At 63.8% G+C, this 25,853-nt stretch carries 24 protein-coding genes; 12 read left to right on the forward strand and 12 right to left on the reverse strand.

Annotated elements, in window-relative coordinates:
* Positions 1-18: 18 nt before the first annotated feature.
* The 6 genes from BN60_RS18090 to BN60_RS18115 form a co-directional block, all read right to left on the reverse strand.
* Positions 19-978 (reverse strand): AEC family transporter, encoded by a 960-nt coding sequence (locus BN60_RS18090; RefSeq protein WP_020697532.1) that lies wholly within the window; start codon positions 976-978, stop codon positions 19-21.
* Between the two features lie 52 nt (positions 979-1,030).
* Positions 1,031-2,173, reverse strand: coding sequence for an acyl-CoA dehydrogenase family protein (locus BN60_RS18095; RefSeq protein WP_020697533.1), 1,143 nt, complete (start codon positions 2,171-2,173; stop codon positions 1,031-1,033).
* Between the two features lie 29 nt (positions 2,174-2,202).
* Positions 2,203-3,399: an acyl-CoA dehydrogenase family protein gene (locus BN60_RS18100; protein ID WP_020697534.1), complete on the reverse strand. Its 1,197-nt coding sequence runs from the start codon at positions 3,397-3,399 to the stop codon at positions 2,203-2,205.
* Positions 3,399-4,595, reverse strand: a complete 1,197-nt coding sequence (locus BN60_RS18105) for an acyl-CoA dehydrogenase family protein (RefSeq protein ID WP_020697535.1) — start codon at positions 4,593-4,595, stop codon at positions 3,399-3,401. The genes BN60_RS18100 and BN60_RS18105 overlap by 1 nt, the downstream gene beginning before the upstream one ends.
* Before the next feature lie 208 nt (positions 4,596-4,803).
* Positions 4,804-5,520, reverse strand: a complete 717-nt coding sequence (locus BN60_RS18110) for an FkbM family methyltransferase (RefSeq protein ID WP_020697536.1) — start codon at positions 5,518-5,520, stop codon at positions 4,804-4,806.
* Between the two features lie 25 nt (positions 5,521-5,545).
* Positions 5,546-6,748, reverse strand: coding sequence for a CaiB/BaiF CoA transferase family protein (locus tag BN60_RS18115; RefSeq protein ID WP_020697537.1), 1,203 nt, complete (start codon positions 6,746-6,748; stop codon positions 5,546-5,548).
* A 97-nt stretch (positions 6,749-6,845) separates the two neighbouring features.
* Between BN60_RS18115 and BN60_RS18120 the strand changes: the two genes are divergently transcribed.
* From BN60_RS18120 to BN60_RS18145, 4 genes are all read left to right on the forward strand, one after another.
* Positions 6,846-7,970, forward strand: a complete 1,125-nt coding sequence (locus tag BN60_RS18120; protein ID WP_020697538.1) for a CaiB/BaiF CoA transferase family protein — start codon at positions 6,846-6,848, stop codon at positions 7,968-7,970.
* Entirely contained in the window at positions 7,970-9,142 is a 1,173-nt protein-coding gene (locus BN60_RS18130) for an MFS transporter (RefSeq protein WP_020697539.1), read from the forward strand. The genes BN60_RS18120 and BN60_RS18130 overlap by 1 nt, the downstream gene beginning before the upstream one ends.
* A 269-nt stretch (positions 9,143-9,411) precedes the next feature.
* A complete protein-coding gene (locus tag BN60_RS18135; RefSeq protein WP_043284068.1) occupies positions 9,412-10,473 on the forward strand; it encodes a hypothetical protein in 1,062 nt (353 codons plus the stop codon).
* A gap of 493 nt (positions 10,474-10,966) precedes the next feature.
* Positions 10,967-11,566, forward strand: coding sequence for a hypothetical protein (locus BN60_RS18145; protein ID WP_148283474.1), 600 nt, complete (start codon positions 10,967-10,969; stop codon positions 11,564-11,566).
* 31 nt (positions 11,567-11,597) lie between these two features.
* Here BN60_RS18145 and BN60_RS18150 read toward each other — a convergent pair whose 3' ends face one another.
* A complete protein-coding gene (locus BN60_RS18150; RefSeq protein ID WP_020697542.1) occupies positions 11,598-12,743 on the reverse strand; it encodes a DSD1 family PLP-dependent enzyme in 1,146 nt (381 codons plus the stop codon).
* A complete protein-coding gene (locus BN60_RS18155; RefSeq protein WP_020697543.1) occupies positions 12,740-13,618 on the reverse strand; it encodes an SDR family NAD(P)-dependent oxidoreductase in 879 nt (292 codons plus the stop codon). The genes BN60_RS18150 and BN60_RS18155 overlap by 4 nt, the downstream gene beginning before the upstream one ends.
* Before the next feature lie 84 nt (positions 13,619-13,702).
* On the opposite strand from BN60_RS18155, the gene BN60_RS18160 reads away from it, so the two are divergent.
* Positions 13,703-14,812 carry an LLM class flavin-dependent oxidoreductase gene (locus tag BN60_RS18160; RefSeq protein ID WP_020697544.1) on the forward strand — a complete coding sequence of 370 codons (1,110 nt, stop codon included), beginning with the start codon at positions 13,703-13,705 and terminating at the stop codon, positions 14,810-14,812.
* Positions 14,813-14,814: 2 nt separating this feature from the next.
* A complete protein-coding gene (locus BN60_RS18165) occupies positions 14,815-15,585 on the forward strand; it encodes an acetoacetate decarboxylase family protein (RefSeq protein WP_020697545.1) in 771 nt (256 codons plus the stop codon).
* Between the two features lie 15 nt (positions 15,586-15,600).
* On the opposite strand, the gene BN60_RS18170 is transcribed toward BN60_RS18165, so the two are convergent.
* From BN60_RS18170 to BN60_RS18185, 3 genes are all read right to left on the reverse strand, one after another.
* The gene (locus tag BN60_RS18170) at positions 15,601-17,448 is read right to left on the reverse strand and encodes an AMP-binding protein (RefSeq protein WP_020697546.1); all 1,848 of its coding nucleotides are present in this window, start codon (positions 17,446-17,448) and stop codon (positions 15,601-15,603) included.
* Positions 17,449-17,553: 105 nt separating this feature from the next.
* Positions 17,554-18,066 carry a UGSC family (seleno)protein gene (locus BN60_RS31665; RefSeq protein ID WP_273701382.1) on the reverse strand — a complete coding sequence of 171 codons (513 nt, stop codon included), beginning with the start codon at positions 18,064-18,066 and terminating at the stop codon, positions 17,554-17,556.
* Between the two features lie 12 nt (positions 18,067-18,078).
* On the reverse strand, positions 18,079-19,530 hold the full coding sequence (locus tag BN60_RS18185; RefSeq protein WP_202949824.1) for a thioredoxin family protein: 1,452 nt from the start codon (positions 19,528-19,530) through the stop codon (positions 18,079-18,081).
* 190 nt (positions 19,531-19,720) lie between these two features.
* Here BN60_RS18185 and BN60_RS18190 point away from each other — a divergent pair, with 190 nt between their 5' ends.
* Both BN60_RS18190 and BN60_RS18195 read left to right on the forward strand, forming a co-directional pair.
* Complete coding sequence (locus tag BN60_RS18190; RefSeq protein WP_020697550.1) at positions 19,721-20,944, forward strand: acyl-CoA dehydrogenase family protein; 1,224 nt, start codon at positions 19,721-19,723, stop codon at positions 20,942-20,944.
* Positions 20,945-21,018: 74 nt separating this feature from the next.
* Entirely contained in the window at positions 21,019-21,387 is a 369-nt protein-coding gene (locus tag BN60_RS18195; protein WP_020697551.1) for a YidH family protein, read from the forward strand.
* 7 nt (positions 21,388-21,394) lie between these two features.
* Here the strand turns inward: BN60_RS18195 and BN60_RS18200 are convergent, their stop codons facing one another.
* The gene (locus BN60_RS18200) at positions 21,395-22,006 is read right to left on the reverse strand and encodes a VOC family protein (protein WP_020697552.1); all 612 of its coding nucleotides are present in this window, start codon (positions 22,004-22,006) and stop codon (positions 21,395-21,397) included.
* A 90-nt stretch (positions 22,007-22,096) separates the two neighbouring features.
* Here BN60_RS18200 and BN60_RS18205 point away from each other — a divergent pair, with 90 nt between their 5' ends.
* Genes BN60_RS18205 through BN60_RS18220 form a run of 4 tightly spaced genes read left to right on the forward strand, consistent with a single transcriptional unit; the run spans position 22,097 to position 25,798 of the window.
* Positions 22,097-22,726 (forward strand): TetR/AcrR family transcriptional regulator, encoded by a 630-nt coding sequence (locus tag BN60_RS18205; protein ID WP_020697553.1) that lies wholly within the window; start codon positions 22,097-22,099, stop codon positions 22,724-22,726.
* A 2-nt stretch (positions 22,727-22,728) separates the two neighbouring features.
* Complete coding sequence (locus BN60_RS31670) at positions 22,729-23,730, forward strand: HlyD family secretion protein (protein WP_020697554.1); 1,002 nt, start codon at positions 22,729-22,731, stop codon at positions 23,728-23,730.
* Complete coding sequence (locus tag BN60_RS18215; RefSeq protein ID WP_020697555.1) at positions 23,727-24,659, forward strand: ABC transporter ATP-binding protein; 933 nt, start codon at positions 23,727-23,729, stop codon at positions 24,657-24,659. Before BN60_RS31670 ends, BN60_RS18215 begins: the two co-directional genes overlap by 4 nt.
* A 2-nt stretch (positions 24,660-24,661) precedes the next feature.
* Entirely contained in the window at positions 24,662-25,798 is a 1,137-nt protein-coding gene (locus BN60_RS18220) for an ABC transporter permease (protein ID WP_020697556.1), read from the forward strand.
* Positions 25,799-25,853: the final 55 nt, after the last annotated feature.

Here is a 25,853-nt window from a genome sequence, read left to right on the forward strand (position 1 = left end):
CAAGAGCAGGGAGTTCCCCTAGCGCGTCTGCACCCCGAGCAGCAGCAACGCGATCGACAGCGTGAACACGCTGGCTGCCGTGGAAATAACGACGGCGTTGGTCGCCCGGCCAACGCCGACATTGTACATCTGGGCGATCAGATAGACGTTGGCTCCGGCCGGCAGAGCGGCATTCAACGTCGCCACCATCAACCAGAGCGGATCGAGCGGAAAGACATAGCGCCCGATCAACCAGACCAGCAGCGGCAGGACGGCGAGCTTGAGCGCCGCCGCGACGGCGGCCGGCTGCCAATGGCCTTTCAGCCCGACATGCGCGAGCGACGCGCCGACCATGATGAGGCCGCAAGGCGGCGCCGCCGCCGCAAGCGCGGCCAGGATGCGGTCGACGACGGCCGGCGTGGCAAGGCCCGTATGGGTCGTGATCTCGCCCCAGATCAGGCCGGCGAAGATCACCGGGATGACCGGGTGCTTGACCATGGAAAAGGCCGCCCTGCCGAGGCGCGCGGCCAGGTGTCCTCGCGACTCGCCCGGGTGCCCATCCATTTCCATGAGGAAACAGGAGAAAGTGAGCAGGATCAGCGAGTGCACGCTGATGATCATCAGCAGAGGCACAAGCCCCTTCTCGCCGAAGGCGTAGGTGATGAAGGGGATGCCGATACCGACGCCGTTCGAGAAAGTGCCCGACAGCGCGAACATGGCACGGTCGCCGAGGCTCAGTCCCTGCAGCCGGCCGAGCAGCAGCATCGCCGCATAAAGCAGCAACACACCGCCGAAGAAGGCAGCCAGGATCGCGGGCTCGAGCGTCTCGATCCGCACCTTCGCCATGGATCGGAAAAGCAACGCCGGAAACAGGGCGTAGAACGTGACGGCGGTGAACCCGCGCAAGCCCTCGGGACTGAGGAGGCTGCTGCGGCCGATCAACCAGCCGACCAGCACCATGCCGAAGACCGGCACGATGATGTCAACGATGGCACTCATGGATTGCTGGAGGCGCGCCAGCCTTCTGGCGCGCCTCCGGCGCAGTCTTTGATCACGCCGCCATGGCGAGGTTGCTGTAGCGGGTCAGGTGATGCTGCTGGTTGCCGAACATCAGGTCGATCATGGTCAGGCGCTTGAAATAGTGGCTGACCGAGAGCTCGTCGGTGACGCCCATGCCGCCGTGCATCTGCACCGCGCTCTGGCCGCAGAACTTGCCCGACTTGCCGATCTGCACCTTGGCGCCAGATGCCGCCTTGGCACGGACCGTCGGATCCTTGTCGTCGATCTTGAGCGACGCCATCAGCGTCATCGAGCGCGCTTCCTGGGCGTTGGTGAAGCAATCGACCATGCGATGCTGCAGGACCTGGAACTTGCCGATCGGCACGCCGAACTGCTTGCGGGTCTTAATGTATTCCAGCGTGGCCGCGTTGATGGCGTCCATGCAGCCCGTCGCCTCGGCGCAGAGCGCGACGATGGCGCGATCGACCGCCCCTTCGACGACCGGGAACGCCTCGTCGACCTTGCCCAGCACGGCGTCGGCGCCGACCGAGACCTTGTCGAAGGTGAGTTCGGAGGCACGCAGCGCATCCTGGGTGGGATAGTCGCGGCGGCTGATGCCCTTGGCCTTCGCGTCGACGACGAAGAGCGTCAGGCCCTTCGGCTCGCGCGCCGAGCCCGCGGTACGGGCGAGCACGATGATATGGTCGGCCGACGGCGCATTATAGACGACGCCCTTGTGGCCCGAGAGAGACCAGCCGGAACCTTCCTTGGTCGCCTTCAACGACACGTCGGTCAGGTTGTAGCGCGACTGGCGCTCCAGCCAAGCGAAGGCGAACTGTTTCTTGCCCTCAATCATCGGCGCCAGCAGCGCTTCCTTCTGGGCCTTCGATCCGGCGCTGGCGATCATGCCGCCGCCCAGGACCACCGTCGGCAGGAACGGTTCGAGCACGAGGCCCTTCCCGAACTCCTCCATCACGATCATGGTCTCGATCGGGCCGCCGCCGTATCCGCCGTCCTCCTCGGAGAACGACATGCCGAGCCAACCCAGCTCGGCGAACTGCGCCCAGTTTTCCGGCAGCCAGCCGCGCTCGGTAGCCGCGATCTTGCGCCGATTCTCGAACGTGTACTTGTCACGAACGAAGCGCTCCGCGGCGTCCTTCAACTGCTTCTGTTCGTCGGAAAGGGACAGGTCCATTTTAGCTCCTCCGGAATTCTTCCTCGGACTTATAGCCCGAGGACCATCTTCGACACGATGTTCTTCTGAATCTCGGTACTGCCACCGTAGATGCTGGTCTTGCGCATGTTGAAATAGCGCGGGGCCGCGGGCGGCGCATGATCGGGGCCGATCGGCGTTTCGTTCGTGTCCTGGAACAACATGCCCGGCTGGTAAGGCTGGGCATACTCGCCCACCGCTTCCATCGTGAGCTCGGCGATGCGCTGCTGGATTTCCGAACCGCGAACCTTCAGCGTCGAGACCTCGGGGCCGGGCGCGCCGCCCTGGGCCATCGTCGAGAGTACGCGCAGCTCGCTCATTTCCAGCGCCTGCACCTGCAGGTCAATATCCGCGATCTGCGCCGTGAACGCCGGATCGTCGGCCAGCGTACCGCCGTCCTGCGGCTCACTGCGGGCGATCTGACGCAGCACCGAGACGCCGCGCTTGGACGCCGGCACCTCGGCAATGCCGAGCCGCTCGTTCGCCAGCAGGAACTTGGCGCAGGTCCAGCCTTCGTTCTCCTTGCCGATCAAGTTCTCGACGGGAACCTTCACGTTGTCGAGGAACACGTCGTTCACGTGGTGGGCGCCGTCGGTCATGATGATCGGCCGCACCGTGACGCCCGGCGTCTTCATGTCGATCAGCAGGAAGGAGATGCCCTCCTGCGGCTTGGCGTCCGGATTGGTGCGCACCAGGCAGAAGATCCAGTCGCCCCAATGGGCGAACGACGTCCAGGTCTTCTGGCCATTCACGATGTAATGGTCGCCCTCGCGCACCGCCCGCGTGCGCAGGTTGGCGAGGTCGGAACCGGCGCCCGGCTCGGAGTAGCCCTGGCACCACGACACTTCGGACGAACGGATGCCCGGCAGGAAGCGTTCCTTCTGCTCCTCGGTGCCGAAGGTATAGATCACGGGCCCGACCATCTTCGGTCCGAACGGCAGGATGCGCGGCGCCCCTTCCTCGGCCAGCACGTTCTCAAACAGGAAGCGCTGCGTCACGTCCCAGCCCGGGCCGCCATACTTCTTCGGCCACGTGTAGGCGAGCCAGCCCTTCTTCCCCAGCGCCTGCTGCCAGACCATATGGTCGTCGCGGCTGTAGTGCTTGCCGGAGAAGGTCTTCTCGCGCGTCGCCGGGGAAAGGTTCGCGCGCGCAAAAGCGCGGACTTCGTCGGCGAACGCCTTGTGCTCGGGCTTGAGTGCCAGATCCATTACAGCCCCAATACCATTTTGCTGATGATCCCTTTCTGAATCTCGTTACTGCCGCCGTAGATCGTGGTCTTGCGGGTGTTGAAGTAACGCGGCGCCGCGAGATGGGCATAGCTCGGCCCGACCGGCTCCTCGTTCGTGCCCTGCCACAGCAGGCCCGGAAGATACGGCGCAGCATATTCGCCGACCGCTTCCATGGTGAGCTCCGTGATTCGCTGCTGGATCTCCGAACCGCGAATCTTGAGGCCCGACACTTCGGGGCCGGGCTGCCCGCCGTGCGCCATCTGCGACAGCACGCGCAGCTCGGTGAACTCCAGCGCCGTCACCTGGATCTCGAGATCGGCGATCTTCTCGGCGAAGCTCTGGTTCTCGATCAGCGGCTTGCCGCCTTCCTGTTCGGCGCGGGCAATGTCCTTCAGCGCCTCGACGCCGCGCTTGGACTGCGGCACGGCGGCAATGCCCAGCCGCTCGTTAGCCAACAGGAACTTGGCGCAGGTCCAGCCCTCGTTCTCCTTGCCCACCAGGTTCTCGACCGGAACCTTCACATTGTCGAAGAAGACTTCGTTCACCTCGTGACCGCCGTCGGCCATGATGATGGGCTTCACGGTGATGCCCGGCGTCTTCATGTCGATCAGCAGGAAGGAGATACCTTCCTGCGGCTTGGACTTGGGATCGGTGCGGACGAGACAGAAGATCCAGTCGGCCCAGTGGCCCATCGTGTTCCAGGTCTTCGACCCGTTCACGATGTAATGGTCGCCGTTCTTCTCCGCCTTGGTGCGCAGGCTCGCGAGGTCGGAGCCCGAGCCGGGCTCGGAGTAACCCTGACACCACCACACGGTGCTTTCGCGGATCGCCGGCAGGTACTTCGCCTTCTGCTCTTCGCTGCCGAAGGTGTAGATCACCGGACCGACCATCTTGGTGCCGAACGGGATGATGCCCGGCGCGTACTCCTCGGCGCAGATGTTCTCGAAGATATAGCGCTGGGCCGGCGTGAAGCCGGGCCCGCCATGCTTCTTCGGCCACGTATAGACCAGCCAGCCCTTCTTCCCGAGCGCCTGCTGCCAGCGCATGTAGTCGTCGCGGATCAGGTGCTTGCCGTTCTTCACCTTGTCGCGCACGTCGGCCGGCAGATTGGCTCGGACAAAGGCACGAACTTCGTCGGCAAATTTCTGTTCTTCAGGCGTGAAAGCGAGGTCCATCTGGCCCTCCCGGGGCGGAATTTGATTTGGCCGGAGTTTAGCGGCGAGCCCCGTCCGGACAAGCAAAACGCAACCGGATAGCGGCTGATTCCGCCGCGAAGCGGAACATCTTTACGTGGATTTTCCGAGCGTCAACAGCACGGGCAAATCTCAACGCTCAACACCTGCCGCCCCATTTCCTGCGCTGTGCCTGCCACAAAGGCTGCTCCTAGACCCAAGAATTGTCGGCCGACAGCAAGCTGCCGCGCCGCACGAAGACGAAATCGCCCTGCCGCAAACGGCCATCGCGCGTGCGCCCTGCCAACCCGACGATATCGAAAAGGTCAAAGCCCTTCTCGTCGAAGAAACCGACGATCTCCGGAATCGTCGGCGCGCCCGGCTGGAAGAACGAGACCTCTATCAACGCGACGTCGATCTTGGACAGCGACGTCTCTGCACCGCGCAATGCCCGCAACTCATGCCCCTGCAGGTCGAGCTTGAGCAGGGCGTGATGTTCGGGACTGAGACGTGCGCCGAGCAGCGAATCGATCGTAGCGGCGGGGACGTCTACCGTCGCTTCCCCCGCCGTCGTGACATAAGCCCCCGTATTTGGCTTCACGTCGCAGGCCATGCGAACCGTGCCCGTGTGATCGCTCAGCGCGCAGGCATGCAGAAACCAACCACGCTGGCGTGCCAACGCTTCGAGCGGCGCGCGACAGGCCGGCTGCGGCTCGATGAGGTGAATTTCGGCTCCGGGAAAGGCGGCATGTGCCGCCTCGGCAAACGCGCCGAGGTGAGCACCTCCATCGATGATCAGGCGCGGCGCATAGCCCAGCTCGCGCAGATGCGGGAGACAGCTATGAGTCGCGTCGAAGCGGTTCTCGCGCCGACGCGATATCCGATAGGGCGTCAGCGCTATCAGCCGCTTTACAAGGGAGGTGATCATCTCGACCTGACGCCAGCTGCCGGCGCTACGGGACGATCAGCGCCTTGTCGGCCTTGAGCTTTTCGATGTCGGCATCGCTCAGGCCGGCCTCGCGCAACACCTCGACGCCATCGCCACCGATCCGAGGCGCATGGCGACGGAACTCAACCTTGGTCTTCTCGAAGTCGAGCGGGCTCGCAAAGGTGGTGATCGGGCCTTCCGTCGGATGTTCACGTTCCGTGAAGAAGCCCGTCGCCTTCAGATGCGGGTCTTCCAGCAGCTCCTCCAGCGTGCGCACCGGCATGGCGGGAATGTCCGCCTTGTCGAACATCTCCAGCCACTCCTCGGTCGTGCGATCCTTCAGGAGGGAGTCGAGTATCTGGTAAAGTTCGCTGAAGTGCTTGGCGCGTTCCATGCGGTCGATGAAGCGCTTTTCCTTGGCGAGATCGGGCCGCCCGGCCAGCTCGAAGAAGGTAACCCAGTGCTGGTCGGTATACGGCAGCGCGCAGATGTAGCCGTTCTTGGTCGGGAACGGATGGCGGAACTTGTTGATGATGCGGTCGTAGCCCATGCCGCCGCGTTCGGGCTTCCAGGTCGCGCCGAACAGATGCTCGGTCAGCCAGAACGACGCCAGGGTTTCGAGCATCGGCACTTCGATCATCTGTCCCTCGCCCGTCGCCTGGCGGTGATAGAGCGCACCGAGGACTGCGATGCAGAGGTGAAGACCCGTCGTCTTGTCGGCGATCAGGCTCGGCATGAAGCGCGGGGGCAGGCCGTCGACCCTGCTTTGCAGCGAAGCCGCGCCACTCACGCCCTGCACCAGATCGTCGAAGGCGGGCTTGTGCCCGTAAGGCCCCTTGCGGGCATAGCCGAGTGAGTAGGCGTAGATGATCGACGGATTGATCTTCTTCAGATCCTCGTAGCCCAGCCCCAGACGCTCGATCGCCTGCGGCCGGCTGTTGTGAATGAAGAGGTCGGCCGTCTTGACCATGTCCTTCAGAACCGCGCAGGCGGCCGGCTTCTTGAGGTCGAGGCAGATCGACCGCTTGTTGCGGTTGGCCGCCATGTAGATCGGGCCCATGCCCGTGTCGCGCCCGAGGCTGCCGCCCGAGGCGCGCAGCAGGTCGCCTTCCGGCGGTTCGACCTTGATCACGTCGGCGCCCATGTCGGCCAGGTGTTGCGTGGCGAACGGCCCCAACAACACGGCCGTCAGATCGATCACACGCACGCCCTGCAACGGTCCCGGCATTTCCTCGTCCTCACTCCTCGTTCCATGAACGACGCACTATGGCATACCCGAGCCGGCTGAGGCATGTTGCCGGCCCTGAACAAAGAGAAGGTGAGCAATGCCTGGAGCGCTGGACGGTCTGCTTGTTGTGAGCGTGGAGCAGGCGGTCGCTGCCCCCTATTGCTCGGCTCGCCTGGCGGATGCCGGCGCGCGGGTGATCAAGATCGAACGGCCCGAGGGCGATTTCGCGCGCGCCTACGACGGCTATGTGCACGGGCTGTCGAGCTACTTCGTCTGGCTGAACCGCGGCAAGCAGTCTCTCACCCTCGACTTCAAGCAGAAGGACGACCTTGCCTTGCTGCACCGGCTGATCGCCAAGGCCGACGTACTGATCCAGAACCTGGCGCCCGGTGCGGCCGAACGCGCGGGCTTTGGTTCTGCCGCGATGCGAACGGCGCACAAGAAGCTGATCACCGTCGACGTCTCGGGCTATGGCGATCACGGTCCCTACAAGGACCGCCGCGCCTATGACCTGCTGGTCCAGGCCGAGAGCGGGCTCGCCTCGATTACAGGGACCGAAGAGGGACCGGGTCGGGTCGGCATTTCGGCGACCGACATCGGCACCGGCATGTATGCGCACGCTGCCGTCCTTGAAGCGCTCCTGGCGCGCCACAAGACCGGCGAGGGCCGCGCCATCTCGGTATCGCTCTTCTCGTCGATGGCGGAGTGGATGACCGTGCCGCTGCTCGCCATGGACTATTCGGCCTACGAATGGCCGCGGCTCGGGCTCACGCATCCCTTCATCGCGCCCTACGGTGTCTACCAGACGGCCGACAAGGTGCCGGTGCTGATCTCGATCCAGAACGACCGCGAGTTCGAGCGGCTCTGCCATGGCGTGCTCGACCGGCCCGGCCTCGAGAAAGATCCCGACTACGCCACCAACAAGACGCGCAACGCCCGGCGCGACGCCACCAACGCCATCGTGCAGCAGAGCTTCGGCACGCAGGATTTCGCGGGCCTGGCCGCCCGGCTCGATGCGGCACAGATCGCCTGGGCGAGGGTCAGCACCATCTCGGACCTCTCCAAGCATCCGCAGCTTCGCCGCACGGGGTTCTCGTCCAGCGGCGGCGACGTCTCGATTCCCGCCCTTGCCGCTTCCTACACCGGCGAACCCGACCGGCTGGGCGAGGTACCGACGCTCGGCCAGCACAGCGACGCGATCCGGCGCGAGTTCGCCATCTGATGTCCAAATGGCTGACGGGCCTCAGGCTCGCGGCCTATGGCGGCGCCTACTTCTTCGCCGCCGGCGCCTTTATGAGCTACTGGCCGGTGTGGCTGCGCGACCGCGGCGTCACCGACACCGAGATCGGCACGCTGTTCATGTCGCGCCAGATCGTAGCCGTCATCGCCACGCTCTCCGTCGGCTGGATCGCCCACAGGCTGGGCGGCACCCGCGGCGTGATGGTGACCCTGGGCCTTGTCACCGTCGTCATGGTCGGCGTCTACGAACTCTCCACCTCGTTCCTGGCGATCTTCGTCGTCACCATGATCTGGGGCTTCCTGTGGTCGCCGCCCATGCCGCTCTACGACGGCGTGCTGGTTACCGAGACCCGTAAACATGGGCTCGACTATGCGCGCGTGCGCATGTGGAGCTCGGTGGCCTTCATCGCCGGCACGTTCATGTGCGGCATTGCCGTCGACCGCTACGGACCGCCCTGGGTGCTCTATGTCGGCCTGGCCAGCATCGTCTTCCTCGCGCCCTTTGCTTTGCTGCTGCCCGCGGCCGAGCCGAAGGCGGCCGTGGCGGCTCGTGGCCACGCCCCGGTTCGGGTCGGCGAGCTGTTGCGCCAGCGACCGTTCCTTCTCTTCCTGATGGCCTGCGGTCTCTGCCAGGCCAGCCACTCCGTGCTCTACAGCTTCGGCACGCTGACCTGGCGCGGCGCCGGCATCGACGACGTCACCATCAGCCTCCTCTGGGCCGAGAGCGTGGCCATCGAAATCGTGCTGATGCTGTTCGGCGGCTGGCTGCTGCAGCGGCTCGGCGTCTGCGGCCTGATCGCGCTCGGGCTCGGCGCCGGCATGGTGCGCTGGACCGCCATGGCCTTCACGACCGAGCTATGGGCGCTCGTCCTGCTGCAGGCTCTGCACTCCTGCACCTTCGCCGCCTGTCATCTCGGCGCCATGGCCTTCCTGCAGCGCGCCCTGCCGCCGCACGGCGCCGCCATCGGCCAGAGCCTCTATTACGCGCTGGGGACCGGCGCGACGCAGGCACTGGTGTTCCAGTTCTCCGGCCTGCTCTATTCGGAATACGGCCAGCACGCCTTCCTCGGCATGACAGCCGTCAGCGCCCTCGGCATGGTGGCGCTGCTGCTGCTGGCCCGCACATGGAAGGGCGGACTGTTGGTCGCCGCTTAATCGTCCTCACTCTCCATTGAATAGGCAGACGTTACGCGCTGAACGCCACAGCGAAGAGACTTCATGCTGGAATGTTCATGAGCTGAAGCAGGAGCGGAAGTGATTGTCCTGGCTCCCTTCAATGGTGCGTGCCACTGGCAGATGACCGCGCCCGAATACAACCAGTCCATTGCAAGCCGCGACCTAAGATCGCCCGCCAGTTGAAAATGCAGTTCAAATGCCACAATCTGCCAAAAACCAAATAAGACAGCGGTTGCGTGGGAGGAAAAATGGAAATGCATGGCTTGGCTCAAAGCCTACGGCAAAGAGTACCTTGGTCAGTTGCAAGTCGGATCCTCAAAGAACAACAACTGCCGAGAGGCCAAGGTTGGGACAGGACCGTCGAACGTCTATGCAGCGGTGATTATCAGGATGCCAACACCATCGCTGGCCTTCAGGCAGCCTTGCGAGAGCACATCCTCTACGGAGAAAAGCTCGTTAGAATCTATGACCTCGACGAGAAAAAGAACTCTGCAGTTGAGATTATTCAGAACGTTAAAATTAAGCAGACGTCGTTCGCGAAACGCTTTCCCGAAACCTTACCAGAAGACGAACTGACCGACACCTCAGCAGAACCTGTGCTGGTCTACGTCGAAGAAAGTGACGAAGCAGTTTCCGCGGTGTTTGCATCCGTTCGCGCCATGCAGCTGAGAGAATCAGTTCCAACTGATGAAATACCAGACGAAGCGAAGGGTATTCTTGGCAATTACGATGAGGTCGTCGGCATCAAGAATGTTCGATACGAGGCTTTTGATGTGATTTCGATCTCACGGAAATCGCCACGCGCCGTTGTGTTGATCGATCATCCGTTGGGAGCCTCCAAGGATAGCGGGGTCGCTGCCCACACGCAGATCGTCCACTGCTTCTCGAAGATCGTCGGCCAGAATATCCTTTCGCAACCCATCAATCTGTTTCCTTTGATTAATGCGATGTATCGAGCCCGTTCAGAAGGCGTCGTAGTAGAACTCGCATTTGGAACGTCAACGGCATCGCTAAAGCACGAAAAGATGCGGCGCAAATCTTTGTGTTTGCGCGAGGAAGCCTATCACAAGGGCGGCAAGGCGGCTCTAAGCACTCCCATCGAGCCGCACCGGTTGAGCATAATCTGGAGGCGCCCTCTTGCAAGTGGCGGCAGCTCAGCACCCGAACTGAGCCTGCATACAACAACGACAATAGCTGGCTCTCCTCTCCCGGTACTATGGGAAGCTGAGATTCGGAAGTGTATCGGCGTTGACGATTTCTCGTATGTTAACTCTCGGATCGAGTACTTTCTCTCTCAGAAGAAGAAGTAGCTCGCGCACAGGACCCAATGAGCGTCCGGCAGATCAAGGAAGAGCTAACAACGCGTTGGCGAGATGACGCGATACTTGAGCTTTGCCTTCAGATTGTCGACCACATAGCCTCCCTTCCTCCGCAAGAAAGGCGAATGCTTACCTTCCGAAGCATGTGTCGAGCGGCGAAAAAGAGACGAGTTGACAGTGAGTTGCTTACTGCCTTGAACGTCTTGGTAAACTCTACCGTTGCGGCATTAGACGTGCACGCCTTGCTAGTAGACGAAGACCAAAGCGAGCACGAACTAGATGCACGAACTTTCGCCGAAGCAAAAGCTACTGGAGAACTCATTCACCCGGAGACAGGGGAGTTGGTTCCTGAATTCGAGAAGCGAATAGTGCCATTCTTCGTAACATCAGAGCGGTTCGATCAGTGAGTCAAGCCGTTCCTCAAAACCTGCACGAACTAAGACTTCTATTCGCACAAAAGCCTTCGGATAGAATTCGCCTAAACATGGTCATGGCGACAACGCATTCGGAACGCGTGTCTTGCGTTGAAGAAGCAATTGAATGGATTGGACAGGAACATACAAAAACACGACAGCACCGCCAAAATCGTGGCGAAGACGCGCTCACCACTGACATTATAACCGACATGAAAGCGATGGGCTTTGAGGCATCGCATGACAAAGACTACGGCGGTCATGGAGATATTGTGGTCGAGTGTCGTGACCAATTCTTGTGGATTGGCGAGGCAAAAATCCACAATTCCTACGATTGGCTATTCAAGGGCTTTCAACAACTCGACACACGCTACTCGACTGGCCTACCCGGCCAAGAAGATGGGGGATTAATTATTTTCTGCAGAGGTCCTCGCGCCGACGAGGTGATGAAGACGTGGACTGAGCACCTGAAGGAACAGAGGCCTGATGTAGAAATTAATCTTGTTGAGGGACAGCCGTTGATGCGGCGATCCCAACATGTTCACAGCGCGACTGGTCGACTTTTCAAAGTGAAGCACATTCCAATCAGCCTATATTTTGAGCCCAAGGATAAGCAACCGAGAAAGCCACGAGCCAAACGCGCATCGGTCAAAAAGCGCATAGCGGCCTAAACTGGCCGCCGATCAGCAATACCCCACCTGTCTAGCGCGAGCGGCCGCGCCCCGTCACCGGCCAGATATCGACGAGCGTGTCGCCCTTCACGACGTGGTAGCTCTCGTAGAGATTGACCGTCGGGTCGCAGTGCGGCGGAGTCAGGATGACCTGCTCGGCCAGCGCCGGCGCGGCCTGGCCTTCGGGCGCGATTACCGCGAGATGCTCGTCACCCATGAAGCGGGTCGTGGCGCCATCGACGGCGCCCTTCAGGATCATCGGCGGGCCCTTCTCGGTCGCCATGGCTTTCAAGCCGGCATCGACCGTGGCCATGCCCGGCTTGTTGGCGCTGACCACGCGGGCGTCGATCTGCAGCGCCTGTTCGAAGGTCGGCCTGTCGAGGCCGCGCAGGTCGCAGACGTTGTAGTCGTGATCCATGAAGACGTAGGAACCGACCTGCAGCTCCGTAAAGACGCCGAGCTTGGCATCGATGTAATGCGTGCCGGTGCCCGACCCCGTGATGATCGCCGGCTTGAGCTTCGCCGCCTCCAGCTTGGCGAGGATGCCCTTCAGGTATTCCGTGCGCTCCTCGATTTCGGCCTTGCGCTGGGCGAAGTCGACGATGTGCTGATGGCGGCCGCAATAGAACTGCACGCCGGCATACTTCAGCGACTTGTGCTTTGCGATCTGCTGCACGAGTTCGACGGCGGCGTCGGGGCTGGCCACGCCGGTGCGATGAATGCCGGGATCGATATCGACGATGACCGCCAGCGGCTTGCCGGCTTTGGCCGCGGCGTTTGCAAGTGCCTCGACATTGGCGGGGTGATCGACCACCACCATGAGGTCGGATACTTCGCCGTTCAGCTTCATCAGCCGGTCGATCGCCTGCGGCGTCACCACGGGCGACGTGATGTGCAGGCTCTGGATGCCCGCCTCGCCCAGCGCCTCGGCCTCGCCCAGCTTGGCGCAGCAAACGCCCAGCGCGCCGGCCGCGATCTGGCGGCGAGCGATGTCGGCCGACTTGTGGGTCTTGGAATGCGGACGCAACTTCACATTGTGCGCGTTGGCGAAGGACGCCATCTCCGCAATGTTGCGGTCGAGCATTTCGAGGTCGAGCACCAGCGCGGGCGTATTCAGCGAGCGTCGCGAGCCCTGCTGGCCGATCAGGTGTCCGTGCAGTCGTTGCGCTTCGCTCATTTCCGATTGTCTCCAGGCTGAAGAGTGCGGACGACCATGGCATCGCCGGTCGTGCCGCGATTGACGCCGGCGCTTTTCATGAAGGTGGCGTCCTTGCCGGTGCCCCAGAGCGCGATGCCCTGGGCCAGCAGACCGCCATCCACCTTGATGGTCTCGCCGGTGATGAAACGCGCCTCGTCGGAACACAGGAAGGTTGCGACATCGGCGATATGCTCGGGTTCGCCCCGGTCCGGCCAGGGCTGCTGGCCGAACTGCTTCTCGTACTTCTCCGGGCGCCCGCGATGAACAAGCGGCGTGGATATCACACCCGGCGCAATGCCGACCACCCGGATGCGGTCCGGGCCGAGTTCCGCCGCCACATTGTCGATCAGGCTGATGCAGGCCGCCTTGGCCGCCGAATAGGCATGGCTGCCGCCACCGCCAATCATGCCGGCAATCGACGCCGTAACCAGGATTACGCCGCCATTCCCATGCTTCTTCATCGCCAGCGACGCATGCTTCATGCCGAGGAACACGGATCGCGTCAGGACGGCGAACGTGTAGTCCCAGTCCTCGACGCTGGTTTCGGCAATCGGCCCGAACGCGCCACCGACACCGGCATTGAGATAGGCAATATCGAGCCGGCCGAAACGCTTTTCCGCCTCGGCCACCGTCGCCGCCACGTCGGCTTCCTTGGCGACGTCGCAGCGCACGAAGGCAATCGTATCGCCGTGGCCCTGCGCCCTTGCGACAGCGAGAGTCTCCTGGCCGTTGGCTTCGTTGAGATCGGCGACGACCACCTTCGCGCCTTCGCCCAGAAAACGCATCACGGTCGCGCGGCCCATGCCGCTCGCGCCGCCGGTGACGATCGCAACCTTGCCTGCCAGTCGTTTCATTCCCGTTTCGCCCTCCGATGCCATGGTGGTGTTGCACACGTCGCCGGGCAAGCCTAGCGTTTCGCAAATGCGCGGGAGGACACGATGAAGTTCGGCCTGTTCTACGAGATCTCGATTCCGCGTCCCTGGACGCCGGAGAAAGAGCGCACCGTCTACAACAACTGCCTTGAACAGGTGAAGCTGGCCGACGAGCTGGGCTTCGACCATGTCTGGGCGGTCGAGCACCACTTCCTCGAAGAGTATTCGCACTGCTCCGCGCCGGAGCTGTTCCTGACCGCCTGCGCCGTGCTGACCAAACGCATCCAGGTCGGACACGGCATCGTGGTCTGCGTGCCGGAGTTCAACCATCCCATCAAGATCGCCGAGCGCACGGCCACGCTCGACCTGCTGTCGGGTGGCCGCCTGCATGTCGGCACCGGACGGTCCGCGACCTGGACCGAGCTGGGCGGCTTTGGCGCCAACCCCGACACGACCAAGAAGAGCTGGGACGAGTTCGTACGCTGCCTGCCCAAGATGTGGATGCAGGAAACCTTCTCGTATCAGGGCGAGTTCTGGTCGATGCCGGAGCGCACCATTCTGCCCAAGCCCTACCAGAAGCCGCATCCGCCGATGTGGGTCGCCGTGACCAGTCCCGGCACCGAGATCGACGCCGCCGACCGCGGATTGGGCAGCCTGGGCCTCTCCTTCGCGGGCTTCGAGGAGCAGGAGAAGAAGATCAAGGAGTATCGCCGCCGCATCCAGAGCTGCGAGCCGGTCGGCGCCTTCGTGAACGAGCAGGTCGCCACCACCAACTTTCTGTTCTGTCACGAGGACGAGAAGACCGGCGTCGAGATGGGCAAGAAGCTCGGCAATACCTTCAACTATCTCGCCACGCAGCTCATCTCGACGCGCGAGGTCTATTCCTCGCCGTCGTACCAGTCGCTCGGCCTGCTGCCGGCGCTGCGACGCGCCGCCACCGGCCCCGATGCCAGCGAACAGCAGACCGAAGGCATGGCCTATGGCGATCCGGCCCGCATCATCCGCGCCGTCAAGAAATGGGAATCGCTCGGCGTCGACTGCATCAACTTCATCCTGAACGCCAACGAAGTCGTGCCGCAGGATCAGGTGATGGCGAGCCTGCGTCTGTTCGCCAAGGAAGTGATGCCGCACTTCGCCAAGAAACCCGGCCATGTGGCCGCCGCGGCGGGAGAGTAATCATGCCCCTCTACGGATCGCTCGACATCACGCAGTCGCCCGCCCGCCTGCCGACGCTCGCCAATCTCGACACTGAGGCCTGGACCTTGCCCAAGGCCGAGATGATACAGCTCCTGATCGAGGTGCCGCGCACGACGACAGAAAGTCTGCTGCCGAAGGCGATGCACCCCGCGTTGCCCTCCTACGTGGCTCTCGCCGTCACGAAATATCCGGAGAGCCCGGTCGGCCCGTTCAATCTCGCGGTGCTGCGTCTCGGCAGCCGGGCTGGCGCCCATCCCCGCGGCTTCCTGCTGGGGGCGATTGCGAGCAGCCCGGCCGCGGCAGAGGCGCTGCGCACGCGCTGGGGTTTCCCGGTCGAGGTCGGCGAAGTTAAATTCCTGCGCCGCCACGACCGCATCATCGGCACGGCGAAGAAGGACGGCCGGACGGTCCTCGACTGCGCCCTGGTCGATCCGCAGCCGGTGGCCGGCAGCGACGTGCAGTACATCAACTGGGTGACGGCAGCGAACGCGCCGCTCGACGGCCAAACCCAGCCGATGCTGATCCAGGTCGACCCCAAGTACACCTTCTACAAGGCCGAGCGCGGCAAGCCGCAGGTCTCGACCTTCGAGGCCGCGGCCTGGCATGCGCCCGACGTAACGCTCGCCGAGCCGATCATCGGCACCTGCTGCACCGTCGACACCGACCTGCCGCGGATCCGCTTCGTGATGGATCCGCTGAAGCCGGTGTTCCAGGGCACGCGCCGCATCCGGGAATCGCGGGCCGACGAATAGTCGGCCGGCCAATTCCTAGATCACGATCACGCCTTCGCCGCCGGCATAGAGCTTTTCGACCAGCGCCTTGCGGCGCTCAAGCGTTGCCCGCTGGTTGATATAGCCCTTGTCGGTCATCTCGTTGCCGTCGACCGAGGGCGGCTCGGCCATCAGCAGGACGCGCTTGGCCTGCATCGAGGAGCCGCCGGCTTCAGCGTTCATCTTCCCAAGCCCCGCCTTCAGGGTGCCGACCACGGCGGGATGCGCCAGCAGCTCGGCCGTGGTGAGCCGGGCTTCCGAATCTGCCGCGAGTTGACGGCAGGCGGCGATGTTGGGGAAACCCAGCAGGCCGACATACTCGCGGTCCTGACCGCAGACCACGGCATCCTGCAGCACCGGCGAGGCCGCAGCGATCGCTGCCGTGCGCAGGGTCCCGACCAGAACGAAGGTGCCGCTCATCAGCTTGAAGTCCTCGACCACGCGGCCATCGAAAATTAGGCCGAGACTCGGATCGCGGGCATCGACGAAGCGGCCTGCATCGCCGATCTTGTAGAAGCCCTCCTCATCGAGCATCTGCGCCGTGAGGTCGGGCTGCTTGTGGTAGCCCGGCGTCACGATCACGCTCTTGAGGCGCAGTTCGTAGCGGCCCTCCTCGCCGGTCGGCACCATCTTGAGCTGCACACCGGGAAACGGCAGCCCGACCAGGCCGACGCGTTCCGAGGCCCAATGCACCGTGGTTGCGGTCGGCGACGTCTCGGTCGACCCCCAGCCGGTGACGAAGGGCAGCCGATAGCCAGTATATTTTACGGCCAGCGCTTCCATGCGCTGATAGAGGTCGTCCGGCAGGGTGGCGCCGCCATAGGCGAGAGAGTTCAGGTTCTTGAAGAAGCGTTTGGCCAATGCGTCGTCGTTCTCCAGCGCCGTCGCCAGCATCGCGTAGCCCGCCGGCACGTTGGCGAAATACGTCGGCGAAACCTCGCGGAGATTGCGTAACGTCTCCTCGAACAGGCCGGGCAACGGCTTGCCGTCGTCGATATAGGTAGTGCCGCCGTCGGCCAGATTGCCCTGGAAGGTCGCGTTGCCGCCCATCGTGTGGTTCCACGGCAGCCAGTCGAGCATCACGGCCGGCGGATCGCTGGCCTTTCGGGTGCGCGACATCTGGCCCATCGCCAGATTGGCGCACATCATCTCCTGGGTGTTGATGACGGCCTTGGGCATGCCGGTGCTGCCCGACGTAAATAGGAACTTGCCTGTCGTCTTTGGCTCGATCCGCTCGATCGACGCCGCCACGGCCGCGGTTGGCCGGGTGGCGACCAGTTCGCTCCACGGCAGCGACTGCATCTTGGGCGGCGCCTTGTCGACATGAACCAGCAGCACGCCCTCGAGATCGAGGGCGGCCAGCGCGCGGGCATAGATTTCTCCGTTCTGCACGAAGATCAGGCCCGGCTTGATCAGATCGAAGACGTAACGGAGCTTGGCGTGATCCTGGCTCATCACCGAATAGGCCGGCGACACCGGCGCGACCGGCGTCCGCGCCTGCATCGCTGCCATGGTCAGCAACGCGAACTCGATGGAGTTCGACGACAGGATCATCACCGGCTTATCCGGCCCGAAACCGCGATCGAGCAGCGCCTGCGTCACCGCATCGACCTGCTTCTTGGCTTCGGCATAGGTGACCTTCAGCCACTCCCGATCGGGACCGCGACGCTGCGCCAGCCAAACCCGATCCGGCGCCTCGGCCGCCCAGCGGGCAAGGAAAGCGGGTACGTGCTTCTCGTAGGGCTTCAGCTTATGGTTCGACTGCAGCACGATCGTGCCGTCGGCCCGTCGCTCCACCTTCACGTCGCGGCTGAGAAAGTCGATGGGCTTGAACGGTGCTTGCATAATGCTGTCCAACACGCTTCTCCCTAAATCGTCATTAAAGACGATTTAGGGATGCGATGGCGCCATCAGCAAGAGGCATCGTCGCCCGGACGGGCAAGCGGCTCGCTATTCGCGCTGGATCAGCGCCAGCACCTGCTCGAACGCCTGGTCGGCCAGGGCCCGCATCTCGTCGTCGGTGCGGTCCTGGATGGGATGCGGGACGTAGACGACGCCGGGCTCGAAGCCGAGCGACTGGGCCTGCGCCTCGCTTGCTTCAACGAACACGGAAGAAGCGACGTAGCCGCCGGGAATACCTTTGTCGTCGAGGGTCTTGATGTCGTGCAGACTGCACGATGTGCAGGACCCTCAATCAGCGAGGCCTTCGATCACCAGATCGACCTCGCTGGCGATCTTCTGCGAGAGGTCGTTGGGCGCAGGCCGCGTAAAGGTGGGCTTCTTGTAGCGTTTCACCGCCACGCCTTTTTCCGTCAGCCGCTGTTCGATGCGGTCGAGGAAGATGTTGCCGCGCGGCTTGGAGATATCGAGAAGGCCCACGGTCAAGCCGGAGATCTTGTCGGGCGGCGCCTTGCGTGCACGCCGTATGGGCGAAATTTCCGATGTCGGGTCGAGCAGTTCCATCCTGTTTCCTCCTCAATCCTTGATGGCAACGGTGACCGGCGTGCTGCCGACCGGCCCCGAGGCGCCCCAGCCGGCAATCACGGCCGAGAACATGCCGGCATCGCCACCGGCGCGCACGATCAGCAGTCCGCCCTTGCGGAACTTCGGAATGGTCTTGCGCTCGCCCAGCGCCGCGGCCGGTATACCTTCGGCGATACCGCCTGCACCGCGGACAATCTCTTCCGCCGGCAGTTCGAGCAGCGAGTCGAGTTCCTGGCGCAGTCGCGCCTTGTCCCAGCCCGCGGCCTTGAAGGTGCGCTCGTGTTCGGGGCTCACCACCAGGATGGCATCGGCGCCCTGGGCCAGCTTCCAATGATTTACGCCGCGCAGGCTAAGGGCAAAGGTGCGCGCCAGCGACTCCGGCGTGCGCGATTGCTGATCGACGACGCCATGCACCCCGTCGCCCGCGAACAGGGTCACGGTATTGCTGCCCCTGGCGAAGCCGCGTTCGACCGACAGCGACTCCCAGTACGAACCCGCCTCGTCCTCGGCGAAACAGAAGGTGTACTTGCCCGGCGTTCCCAGGGTCGAGCGGTCCACACCCTGCGGTCGGCCACCGCCGACATTGCGCACGCAGAGCTGCAACGCGCGGCCGATAGTGGCATTGGCCCGGTTGCCCTGGCCCAGCGCGTTGCCGCGGCCGTTCATGCCGATGGCCCGGGCGATCGGCCCGTTCACGATCACGATGGGCCCGCAGAACATGGTGGTCGCCAGCACGCCATGCATGTTGAAGGGCTCGGACAGGGCAGCTTCGACCGCGCCGATCACCACCGGCATGTACTCCGGCGCGCAGCCTGCCATGACAGCATTGATGGCAACCTTCTCGACCGTGATCGGCTGCAAGTCGGGCGGCAGCAGGCCCAGTACTTCCTTGGGATCGCGGCTGGTGCCCTTCAGCATGCGATGCACGCGCAGCCGCGTCGGCGGCACCGTCGGCAATCCGTCCGACCAGCCGCGCGAGTACATGGCCTCGAATTCGTCCTCGTGCTCGCCGACCACCACGCGCCGCGCCTGGAACGGCACGTCGCCGTACTTGATCTCGAGTTCGTCGACGATGCCGGGTTCGACCGATTTGGAGCCGCAGCCCGGCCGCCACGCCGGCAACCCCTCACCCAGCGAATTGACGCCGGTGAGAGCCCGCCACTCGTCGCGCTGCCAGCCGACCACACGCTCGACCTCGCGGCCCGCTTCGATGCGGATCAGGGTCGGCACGGTTTCGATGCCCAGCCGGAAGGAGACTTCCAGCGCCCGGTCGTCGCGCACGCCGGCCACGCCTTCGGGGAAGGTCGGATCGTCCTGGCTGTAGACTGCAAGCGGCCGCGCCCCGGCGGCCAGTTCGCGCACCACCGGCTGCACCAGCTCGCAAGTCTGGCAGTCGCGCTTGGCGACCAGCACGAAGCCCTCGTTCATCCCGACAAGGTTCACCGGCATTCTCCCTCAGGGGCGGATATTAGCCGGTCTGAGACGTCATGCACTCGCGGTGAGAATCGGCGTCGTCCGCAATCCGAAACCGCGACAACTGCGGCGTCGTGGGCGGGGTCTCCGACCTGAATGCCCGTTCACATTGGCGGCGTTTTCGGCCAGAGTGCGCCGCAGCACAAAGGGAGAAAGAGCGATGGATTTCGAATATTCGGATCGCACCAAGGCGCTTCTGGAGAAGCTCAACAAGTTCATGGACGAGGTCATCTATCCGGCCGAGCCCGTCTACGAAGAGCAGATGGAGAAGGCCAAGGATCGCTGGCAGCTCCCGCCGATCATCGAGGAATGCAAGGCTGAGGCGAAGAAGCGCGGCCTATGGAACATGTTCCTGCCGGCCGACCGCGATTCCGGCGATACCCACGGCACGATGGGCCTTTCCAACCTGGAATACGCGCCGATCTGCGAAGTCCTGGGCCGCTCCTCGATCGCGTCGGAATCGACCAACTGCTCCGCGCCCGACACCGGCAACATGGAAGTGTTCGCCCGCTACGGCTCGAAGGAGCACAAGGAGAAGTGGCTGAAGCCGCTGCTGAACGGCGAGATCCGTTCCTGCTTCGCCATGACCGAACCGGCGGTGGCCTCGTCCGACGCCCGCAACGTCGAGTGCCGCATCGAGAGCGACGGCAACGACTATGTCATCAACGGCCGCAAGTGGTGGTCGTCGGGCATGGGCGATCCGCGCTGCCAGGTCATCATCCTGATGGGCAAGAGCGATCCCAACGCGCCGGCCTACCGCCAGCAGTCGATGATCGTCGTGCCGCGCGACGCCAAGGGCATCAAGATCGTCAAGATGCTGCACGTGTTCGGCTACGACGATGCCCCGCACGGCCACGCCGAAGTGGTCTACGACAACGTGCGCGTGCCGAAGTCGGCCATCCTGCTGGGTGAAGGCCGCGGCTTCGAGATCGCCCAGGGCCGCCTCGGTCCGGGCCGTATCCATCACTGCATGCGCGCCATCGGCGTTGCCGAGCGTGCGCTCGAAATGGCGATCAAGCGCGCCAAGAGCCGCGTCGCCTTCGGCCAGCGCATCTCGGAGATGGGCGTCACCAAGGCCCATGTCGCCGACATGCGCATGGAGATCGACATGGCCCGCCTGCTGGTCCTCAAGGCCGCTTGGGCGATGGACAAGTACGGCAACAAGGAAGCCCGCCAGCAGATCGCGATGATCAAGGTGGCGGTGCCGAACATCACCTCCAAGGTGGTGGACCGCTGCCTGCAGCTCCACGGCGCCGGCGGCGTCAGCCAGGTCTTCAAGCTGGCCAGCATGTACGCCCACCAGCGCACGCTGCGCCTGGCCGACGGTCCGGACGAGGTTCATCGCGACCAGGTCGGCCGCCTCGAGATCTCGAAGTACAACTAAGCCGTCGCTTGACGGAGACAAACGGGGCGCGATCCTTCGGGGTCGCGCCCTTTTTGTTGTCCGGAGGGACTGCCGTGGAAAATGCGCCGAGCAACCGACATGTCAGCGATCACCTTGCCAACGAGCGGACGTTCCTCGCCTGGATACGGACATCGATCGCCGTGATGACGCTCGGCGTCGCGATCAACCGCTTCAGCCTCTTTCTCGTGGAAATCCATCAGGTCGTGCCGGAAGTGCGCCAGATCACCAACCGCCATGTCGAGAAGCTGGGGATCGGACTCGTCATCCTGGGCATCGCGATGCTTTGCGGCGCGATCGGGCACTATCTGCATGTCGGCCGGATGATCGAAAGCGGCAGCTATCGCCCAGCCAACCGCCTCGTCGTGGGCACGGCGATCCTCTTCATCCTCATGGGCGGAACCGCCCTCGCCTGGCTGTTCTAGACCGGGCTCAATTCGGCGTGGGCGGCGATTGCGGCGCCGCCGGCGGTCCTTCGGGCATGGTGAGCAATTCACTTTCGGGCGCGCCGGCCTCGTAGGCCTGAACCAGCGCCTCCGGATCGAAGGCGACGCCGATCGGATTCTTCTTGAATTCGGCCGTCTGGAAATAGGCCGCCGTCGCTTCCTTCGTCGCGTAACGGTCGACCTGCAGTTCGACGCCATTGCCGTCGGGATCGCGATAGTAGATCGACACGGTCGGGCCGTGATGAATGCAGCGCGATGGTTCGATGCCGAGCCCCTTCACACGACGATAGGTCGAAAGCAGCGCCCCGATATCGACCATGGTGTAGGCGACGTGGGCGAGGCCGGCCGTCTTCGCATCGGGCGCCGTGAGGCCCGCGAGGTTCACGATGCCCAGCCGGTGATGCTCGTCGTCGTAGGTCAGGAAGCAGATATAGTCGGTGCGCTGGACCACGTGCATGTTCAGCACCGTCGAATACCAATCGATCATCGGCTGGATGTTCGAGGAGCGCAGCACGAAGTGGGCGAACAGGATGGGAGTCGCCGGCTTCGGATCGAGCGTGCGGCGCGCGCGCGACGACGTTTCGAGCATTGTGTCCATGGGAGGTCCCTCCAGACAATCAGTCTAGGCTGCCGTCCGCCGGAGCGGCACCCTCTTGCATTTCAACTAACTGACTGGTAAGTTAGTTAAATGAAGCCGGTCAAGCAGCGTCGCGCCCCGGCCGAACGGCCGCAGGAAATATTGAATGCCGCCCTCGCCCAATTCGTCGAAACGGGCTTCGCAGGGACGCGGCTGGACGATGTCGCCCGACGGGCCGGCCTCAGCAAGGCGGCGATCTATCTCTACTTCGACGACAAGCTCTCCCTCTTCCAGGGCGTCATCCGGCAAGCCATCACGGCCAACCTCATGACGGTGGAAACGATGCTGGCCGCCCATCGCGGCCCCGTGGCCGACCTGCTGCCTCGCATCCTGGAGTTCATGGCCGGACGCATCGAGGACACGTCCGCGGCCTCGATCGCCAAGCTGGTGATCGCCGAATCCCGCGCCTTCCCCGAGATCGGCCATTTCTACCTCAAGGAAGTGATCGGCCGCGGCCTGCCCCTTCTCGAAGGGTTGATCTCGCGTGGCATCGCGCAAGGCGAGTTTCGCAAGGTCGACCCGGCGATGACGGTGCGTTCTCTGATGGGAGCCCTGTTGCTCGCCGGCCTGTGGCGCACGGTGTTCGAGCCGATTGGCGCGGAGAAACTCGATGTGCGGGCGATGGCCCGCCATCATGCCGACCTGATGTTGCACGCGTTGCGCCCCGCTCCGGAGGCTTGATCATGAAACGCGCGCCCTTCGTCGTGATCGCAGTACTGCTCGCCGCCATGCTCGTGTCCTATGTCGTCTGGGGCGAGCGCATGCTTGCTCTCCTTGGCATCGGCTCCGACACATCGACCTATCTCGGCTATGTCGAAGGCGAGACCAGCCTGATCGCGCCGCCCATCGCCGGACGGCTGCTCGAACGGCCGGTCGACCGCGGCAGCAGCGTGAAGAAAGGCGACCGGCTGTTCGTGATCGACCCCGTGGTCGCCAGGGCCGAGGTCGCACGTGCCGAAGCAGCACTCGCCGAAGCTACGGCGCGCTACGAGAACATGCTGACCGGCAAGCGGCAGGAAGAGCAGGACGTCGTCCGGGGCCAACGCCGAGAGGTCGAAGCGTCGCTGGCCCTGGCCGAGATCGAGCTCAAGCGTCAGGCACAGCTTCTCGAACGCGCCTACACGACGCGCCAGGCCTACGACCAGGCCGACGCCCAGGTGCGCCAGCTCCGTTCGCGTGCCGCGTCGCTCGCCGCGCAGGAGAAGGTCGGCGACCTCGCCGCACGCCCCGACGAGATCGATGCCGCCAGAGCGCTGGTTGTCCAAAACCAGGCCAACGTCGACCAGGCGAAGAAGAAGCTCGACGATCTGATGCCCGTCGCGCCCGAGGATGCGCTGGTCGAGAACACCTTCTTCAACGTCGGCGAATGGGTGCCGGCCGGATCGCCTGTCATCTCCCTGCTGCCGGACTTCCGGGTGAAACTGCGCTTCTTTGTACCCGAAGAGGATGTGGCGCGGGCCCGCCCCGGCAACGAGGTGTCCTTTACCTGCGATTCCTGCCCATCCGGCCTCAAGGCCACGATTATCTATGTTTCGCCGCGCGCCGAGTACACACCACCCGTCATCTATTCCCAAAGCGCCCGGACCAAGCTCGTGTTCCTGGTCGAAGCGCGCCCCACGAAGCCGGCGATGCCCCTGCAGCCCGGCCTTCCCGTCGCCGTCGAGTCATTCGGAACGGCGCCATGACACTGGCGATCGACGTCCACGATCTGGTGAAGCGCTACGGCAAGCGCACCGTCGTCGATCGCTTCAGTCTCGCCGTCGAACGGGGCCGCATCTGCGGCTTCCTCGGACCGAACGGTTCGGGCAAGACCACGACCCTGCGCATGATCTGCGGTCTGCTGACCCCCGACGCCGGAGGCGGCACGTGCCTGGGTCACGACCTCGTTCACGACCGCGAGGCGATCAAGCGCCTGACCGGCTACATGACCCAGCGCTTCGGTCTCTACGAGGATCTCACCATTCGCGAAAACCTCGAATTCGTCGGTCGCGTCTATGGGCTCGACCGGCTGAAAGCCCGCGTCGACCAATCGCTGGAACAGTTGGGGCTGACGACACGCCAGAGCCAACTGGCCGGATCGCTGTCCGGCGGCTGGAAGCAACGCCTGGCCCTCGCGGCCTGCGTCTTGCACGAGCCCAAGCTGCTGCTGCTCGACGAACCGACCGCTGGGGTTGATCCCAAGGCGCGCCGCGCGTTCTGGGACGAAATTCACACCTATGCCGCCGAAGGCATGACGGTGCTGGTGTCGACGCACTACATGGACGAAGCCGAGCGCTGTCACGAGATCGCCTACATCGCCTATGGCGAACTGATGGCGCGCGGCACGGCCGAGGACATTATCCGGCAATCCGGGCTGTTCGCGTACATAGCGACCGGGCCGGGCGCGGATCGGCTTGCCCTCAAGTTGCGTGACGAACCGGGCGTGACCGCCGCGGCCGCGTTCGGGACGACGCTCCATGTCTGCGGCCCCGACCGCGTCGATCTCAAACATGCCATAGAACCCTTCCGTAGCGATCCCAACCTCGTCTGGCAGGAGGCCGAACCGACACTGGAGGACATTTTCATCCACCTCATGGGACAGGCACGCGACAACGCACCTGGTGCAAAGGCCTGATCATGTGGCGCGGCGCCTGGAAGCGGCTTGCGGCCATCATCGTGAAGGAGGTGCTCCAGCTCCGCCGCGACCGCCTCACTTTCGCGATGATGTTCGGCATGCCGATCATGCAGCTCCTGTTGTTCGGCTACGCAATCGACACCGACCCGCACCGCCTGCCGACCGCCGTCATCGCTGCCGACCAGAGCCAGATCACGCGCACCGTTCTGTCGGCGCTCGCCAACACCGGCTACATGAAATTCACACACCGGCCGAAAAGCAACGACGAGGCAAGCGCGCTCCTGCAACAGGGCGACGTGCAATTCGTCGTAACCATCCCCTCGGACTTCACGCGCCGGCTGGTCCGCGGCGAGCGCGCGCAGGTCCTGATCGACGCCGACGCGACCGATCCTCTGGCTACGGCCAACCCGCTGGCCGCCGCCGGGCGTGCAATCAACCAGGCACTGTCCGCCCACGATTTCGTCGGTCCGCTGAGCAGCCTGCGCACCAAGCCCGACGCGGTCGAGCTGGTGGTGCAGCGCCGGTACAATCCGGAGGGCAAGTCGCGGCTCAACGTCGTGCCCGGCCTACTTGCCGTGATCCTCACCATGACCATGGTGATGATGACGGCGCTCGCCGTCACCCGCGAACGCGAGCGCGGCACCATGGAGAACCTGCTCGCCATGCCGGTGCGGCCGCTCGAGGTCATGGTCGGCAAGATCGTGCCCTACATCGTGATCGGCGCGGTGCAGGTTGCCGTCATCCTGATCGTTTCGCGCCTGCTCTTCGACGTGGCGATCGAGGGCAGCGTCGCCCTGCTCTCGATCGGAACGGCGCTCTTCATCACCGTGAACCTGGCCATCGGCTTCACCATCTCGACGCTGACGCAGAACCAGCTCCAGGCCATGCAGGCTTCGTTCTTCATGATGCTACCGTCGATCCTACTGTCGGGCTTCGTGTTTCCCTTCCGCGGCATGCCGGTCTGGGCGCAATGGATCGGCGAGGCGCTGCCCGCCACTCATTTCATGCGGGTCGTTCGGGGAGTCATGTTGAAGGGCGCCGGCTTCGACGACATCGCGACCGAGCTCGCCGCCCTGCTGGCCATGCTGTTGCTGGTCTCGATCCTGGCGATCAGCCGCTACCGGGTAACGCTGGACTGACCTGCAAAACCTGTGGGTTGACCGGCGTTCGCGGCGCAGGCAAGCCGGTTGCCCG

The organism is Reyranella massiliensis 521 (genome assembly GCF_000312425.1).
Taxonomy (GTDB): Bacteria; Pseudomonadota; Alphaproteobacteria; order Reyranellales; family Reyranellaceae; genus Reyranella; species Reyranella massiliensis.

Coding starts and splice junctions, on each gene's coding strand:
- BN60_RS18090 (WP_020697532.1), bottom strand. CDS start 978: ATGAGTGCCATCGTTGACATCATCGTGCCGGTCTTCGGCATGGTGCTG.
- BN60_RS18095 (WP_020697533.1), bottom strand. CDS start 2,173: ATGGACCTGTCCCTTTCCGACGAACAGAAGCAGTTGAAGGACGCCGCG.
- BN60_RS18100 (WP_020697534.1), bottom strand. CDS start 3,399: ATGGATCTGGCACTCAAGCCCGAGCACAAGGCGTTCGCCGACGAAGTC.
- BN60_RS18105 (WP_020697535.1), bottom strand. CDS start 4,595: ATGGACCTCGCTTTCACGCCTGAAGAACAGAAATTTGCCGACGAAGTT.
- BN60_RS18110 (WP_020697536.1), bottom strand. CDS start 5,520: ATGATCACCTCCCTTGTAAAGCGGCTGATAGCGCTGACGCCCTATCGG.
- BN60_RS18115 (WP_020697537.1), bottom strand. CDS start 6,748: ATGCCGGGACCGTTGCAGGGCGTGCGTGTGATCGATCTGACGGCCGTG.
- BN60_RS18120 (WP_020697538.1), top strand. CDS start 6,846: ATGCCTGGAGCGCTGGACGGTCTGCTTGTTGTGAGCGTGGAGCAGGCG.
- BN60_RS18130 (WP_020697539.1), top strand. CDS start 7,970: ATGTCCAAATGGCTGACGGGCCTCAGGCTCGCGGCCTATGGCGGCGCC.
- BN60_RS18135 (WP_043284068.1), top strand. CDS start 9,412: ATGGAAATGCATGGCTTGGCTCAAAGCCTACGGCAAAGAGTACCTTGG.
- BN60_RS18145 (WP_148283474.1), top strand. CDS start 10,967: ATGGTCATGGCGACAACGCATTCGGAACGCGTGTCTTGCGTTGAAGAA.
- BN60_RS18150 (WP_020697542.1), bottom strand. CDS start 12,743: ATGAGCGAAGCGCAACGACTGCACGGACACCTGATCGGCCAGCAGGGC.
- BN60_RS18155 (WP_020697543.1), bottom strand. CDS start 13,618: ATGAAACGACTGGCAGGCAAGGTTGCGATCGTCACCGGCGGCGCGAGC.
- BN60_RS18160 (WP_020697544.1), top strand. CDS start 13,703: ATGAAGTTCGGCCTGTTCTACGAGATCTCGATTCCGCGTCCCTGGACG.
- BN60_RS18165 (WP_020697545.1), top strand. CDS start 14,815: ATGCCCCTCTACGGATCGCTCGACATCACGCAGTCGCCCGCCCGCCTG.
- BN60_RS18170 (WP_020697546.1), bottom strand. CDS start 17,448: ATGCAAGCACCGTTCAAGCCCATCGACTTTCTCAGCCGCGACGTGAAG.
- BN60_RS18190 (WP_020697550.1), top strand. CDS start 19,721: ATGGATTTCGAATATTCGGATCGCACCAAGGCGCTTCTGGAGAAGCTC.
- BN60_RS18200 (WP_020697552.1), bottom strand. CDS start 22,006: ATGGACACAATGCTCGAAACGTCGTCGCGCGCGCGCCGCACGCTCGAT.
- BN60_RS18205 (WP_020697553.1), top strand. CDS start 22,097: ATGAAGCCGGTCAAGCAGCGTCGCGCCCCGGCCGAACGGCCGCAGGAA.
- BN60_RS31670 (WP_020697554.1), top strand. CDS start 22,729: ATGAAACGCGCGCCCTTCGTCGTGATCGCAGTACTGCTCGCCGCCATG.
- BN60_RS18215 (WP_020697555.1), top strand. CDS start 23,727: ATGACACTGGCGATCGACGTCCACGATCTGGTGAAGCGCTACGGCAAG.
- BN60_RS18220 (WP_020697556.1), top strand. CDS start 24,662: ATGTGGCGCGGCGCCTGGAAGCGGCTTGCGGCCATCATCGTGAAGGAG.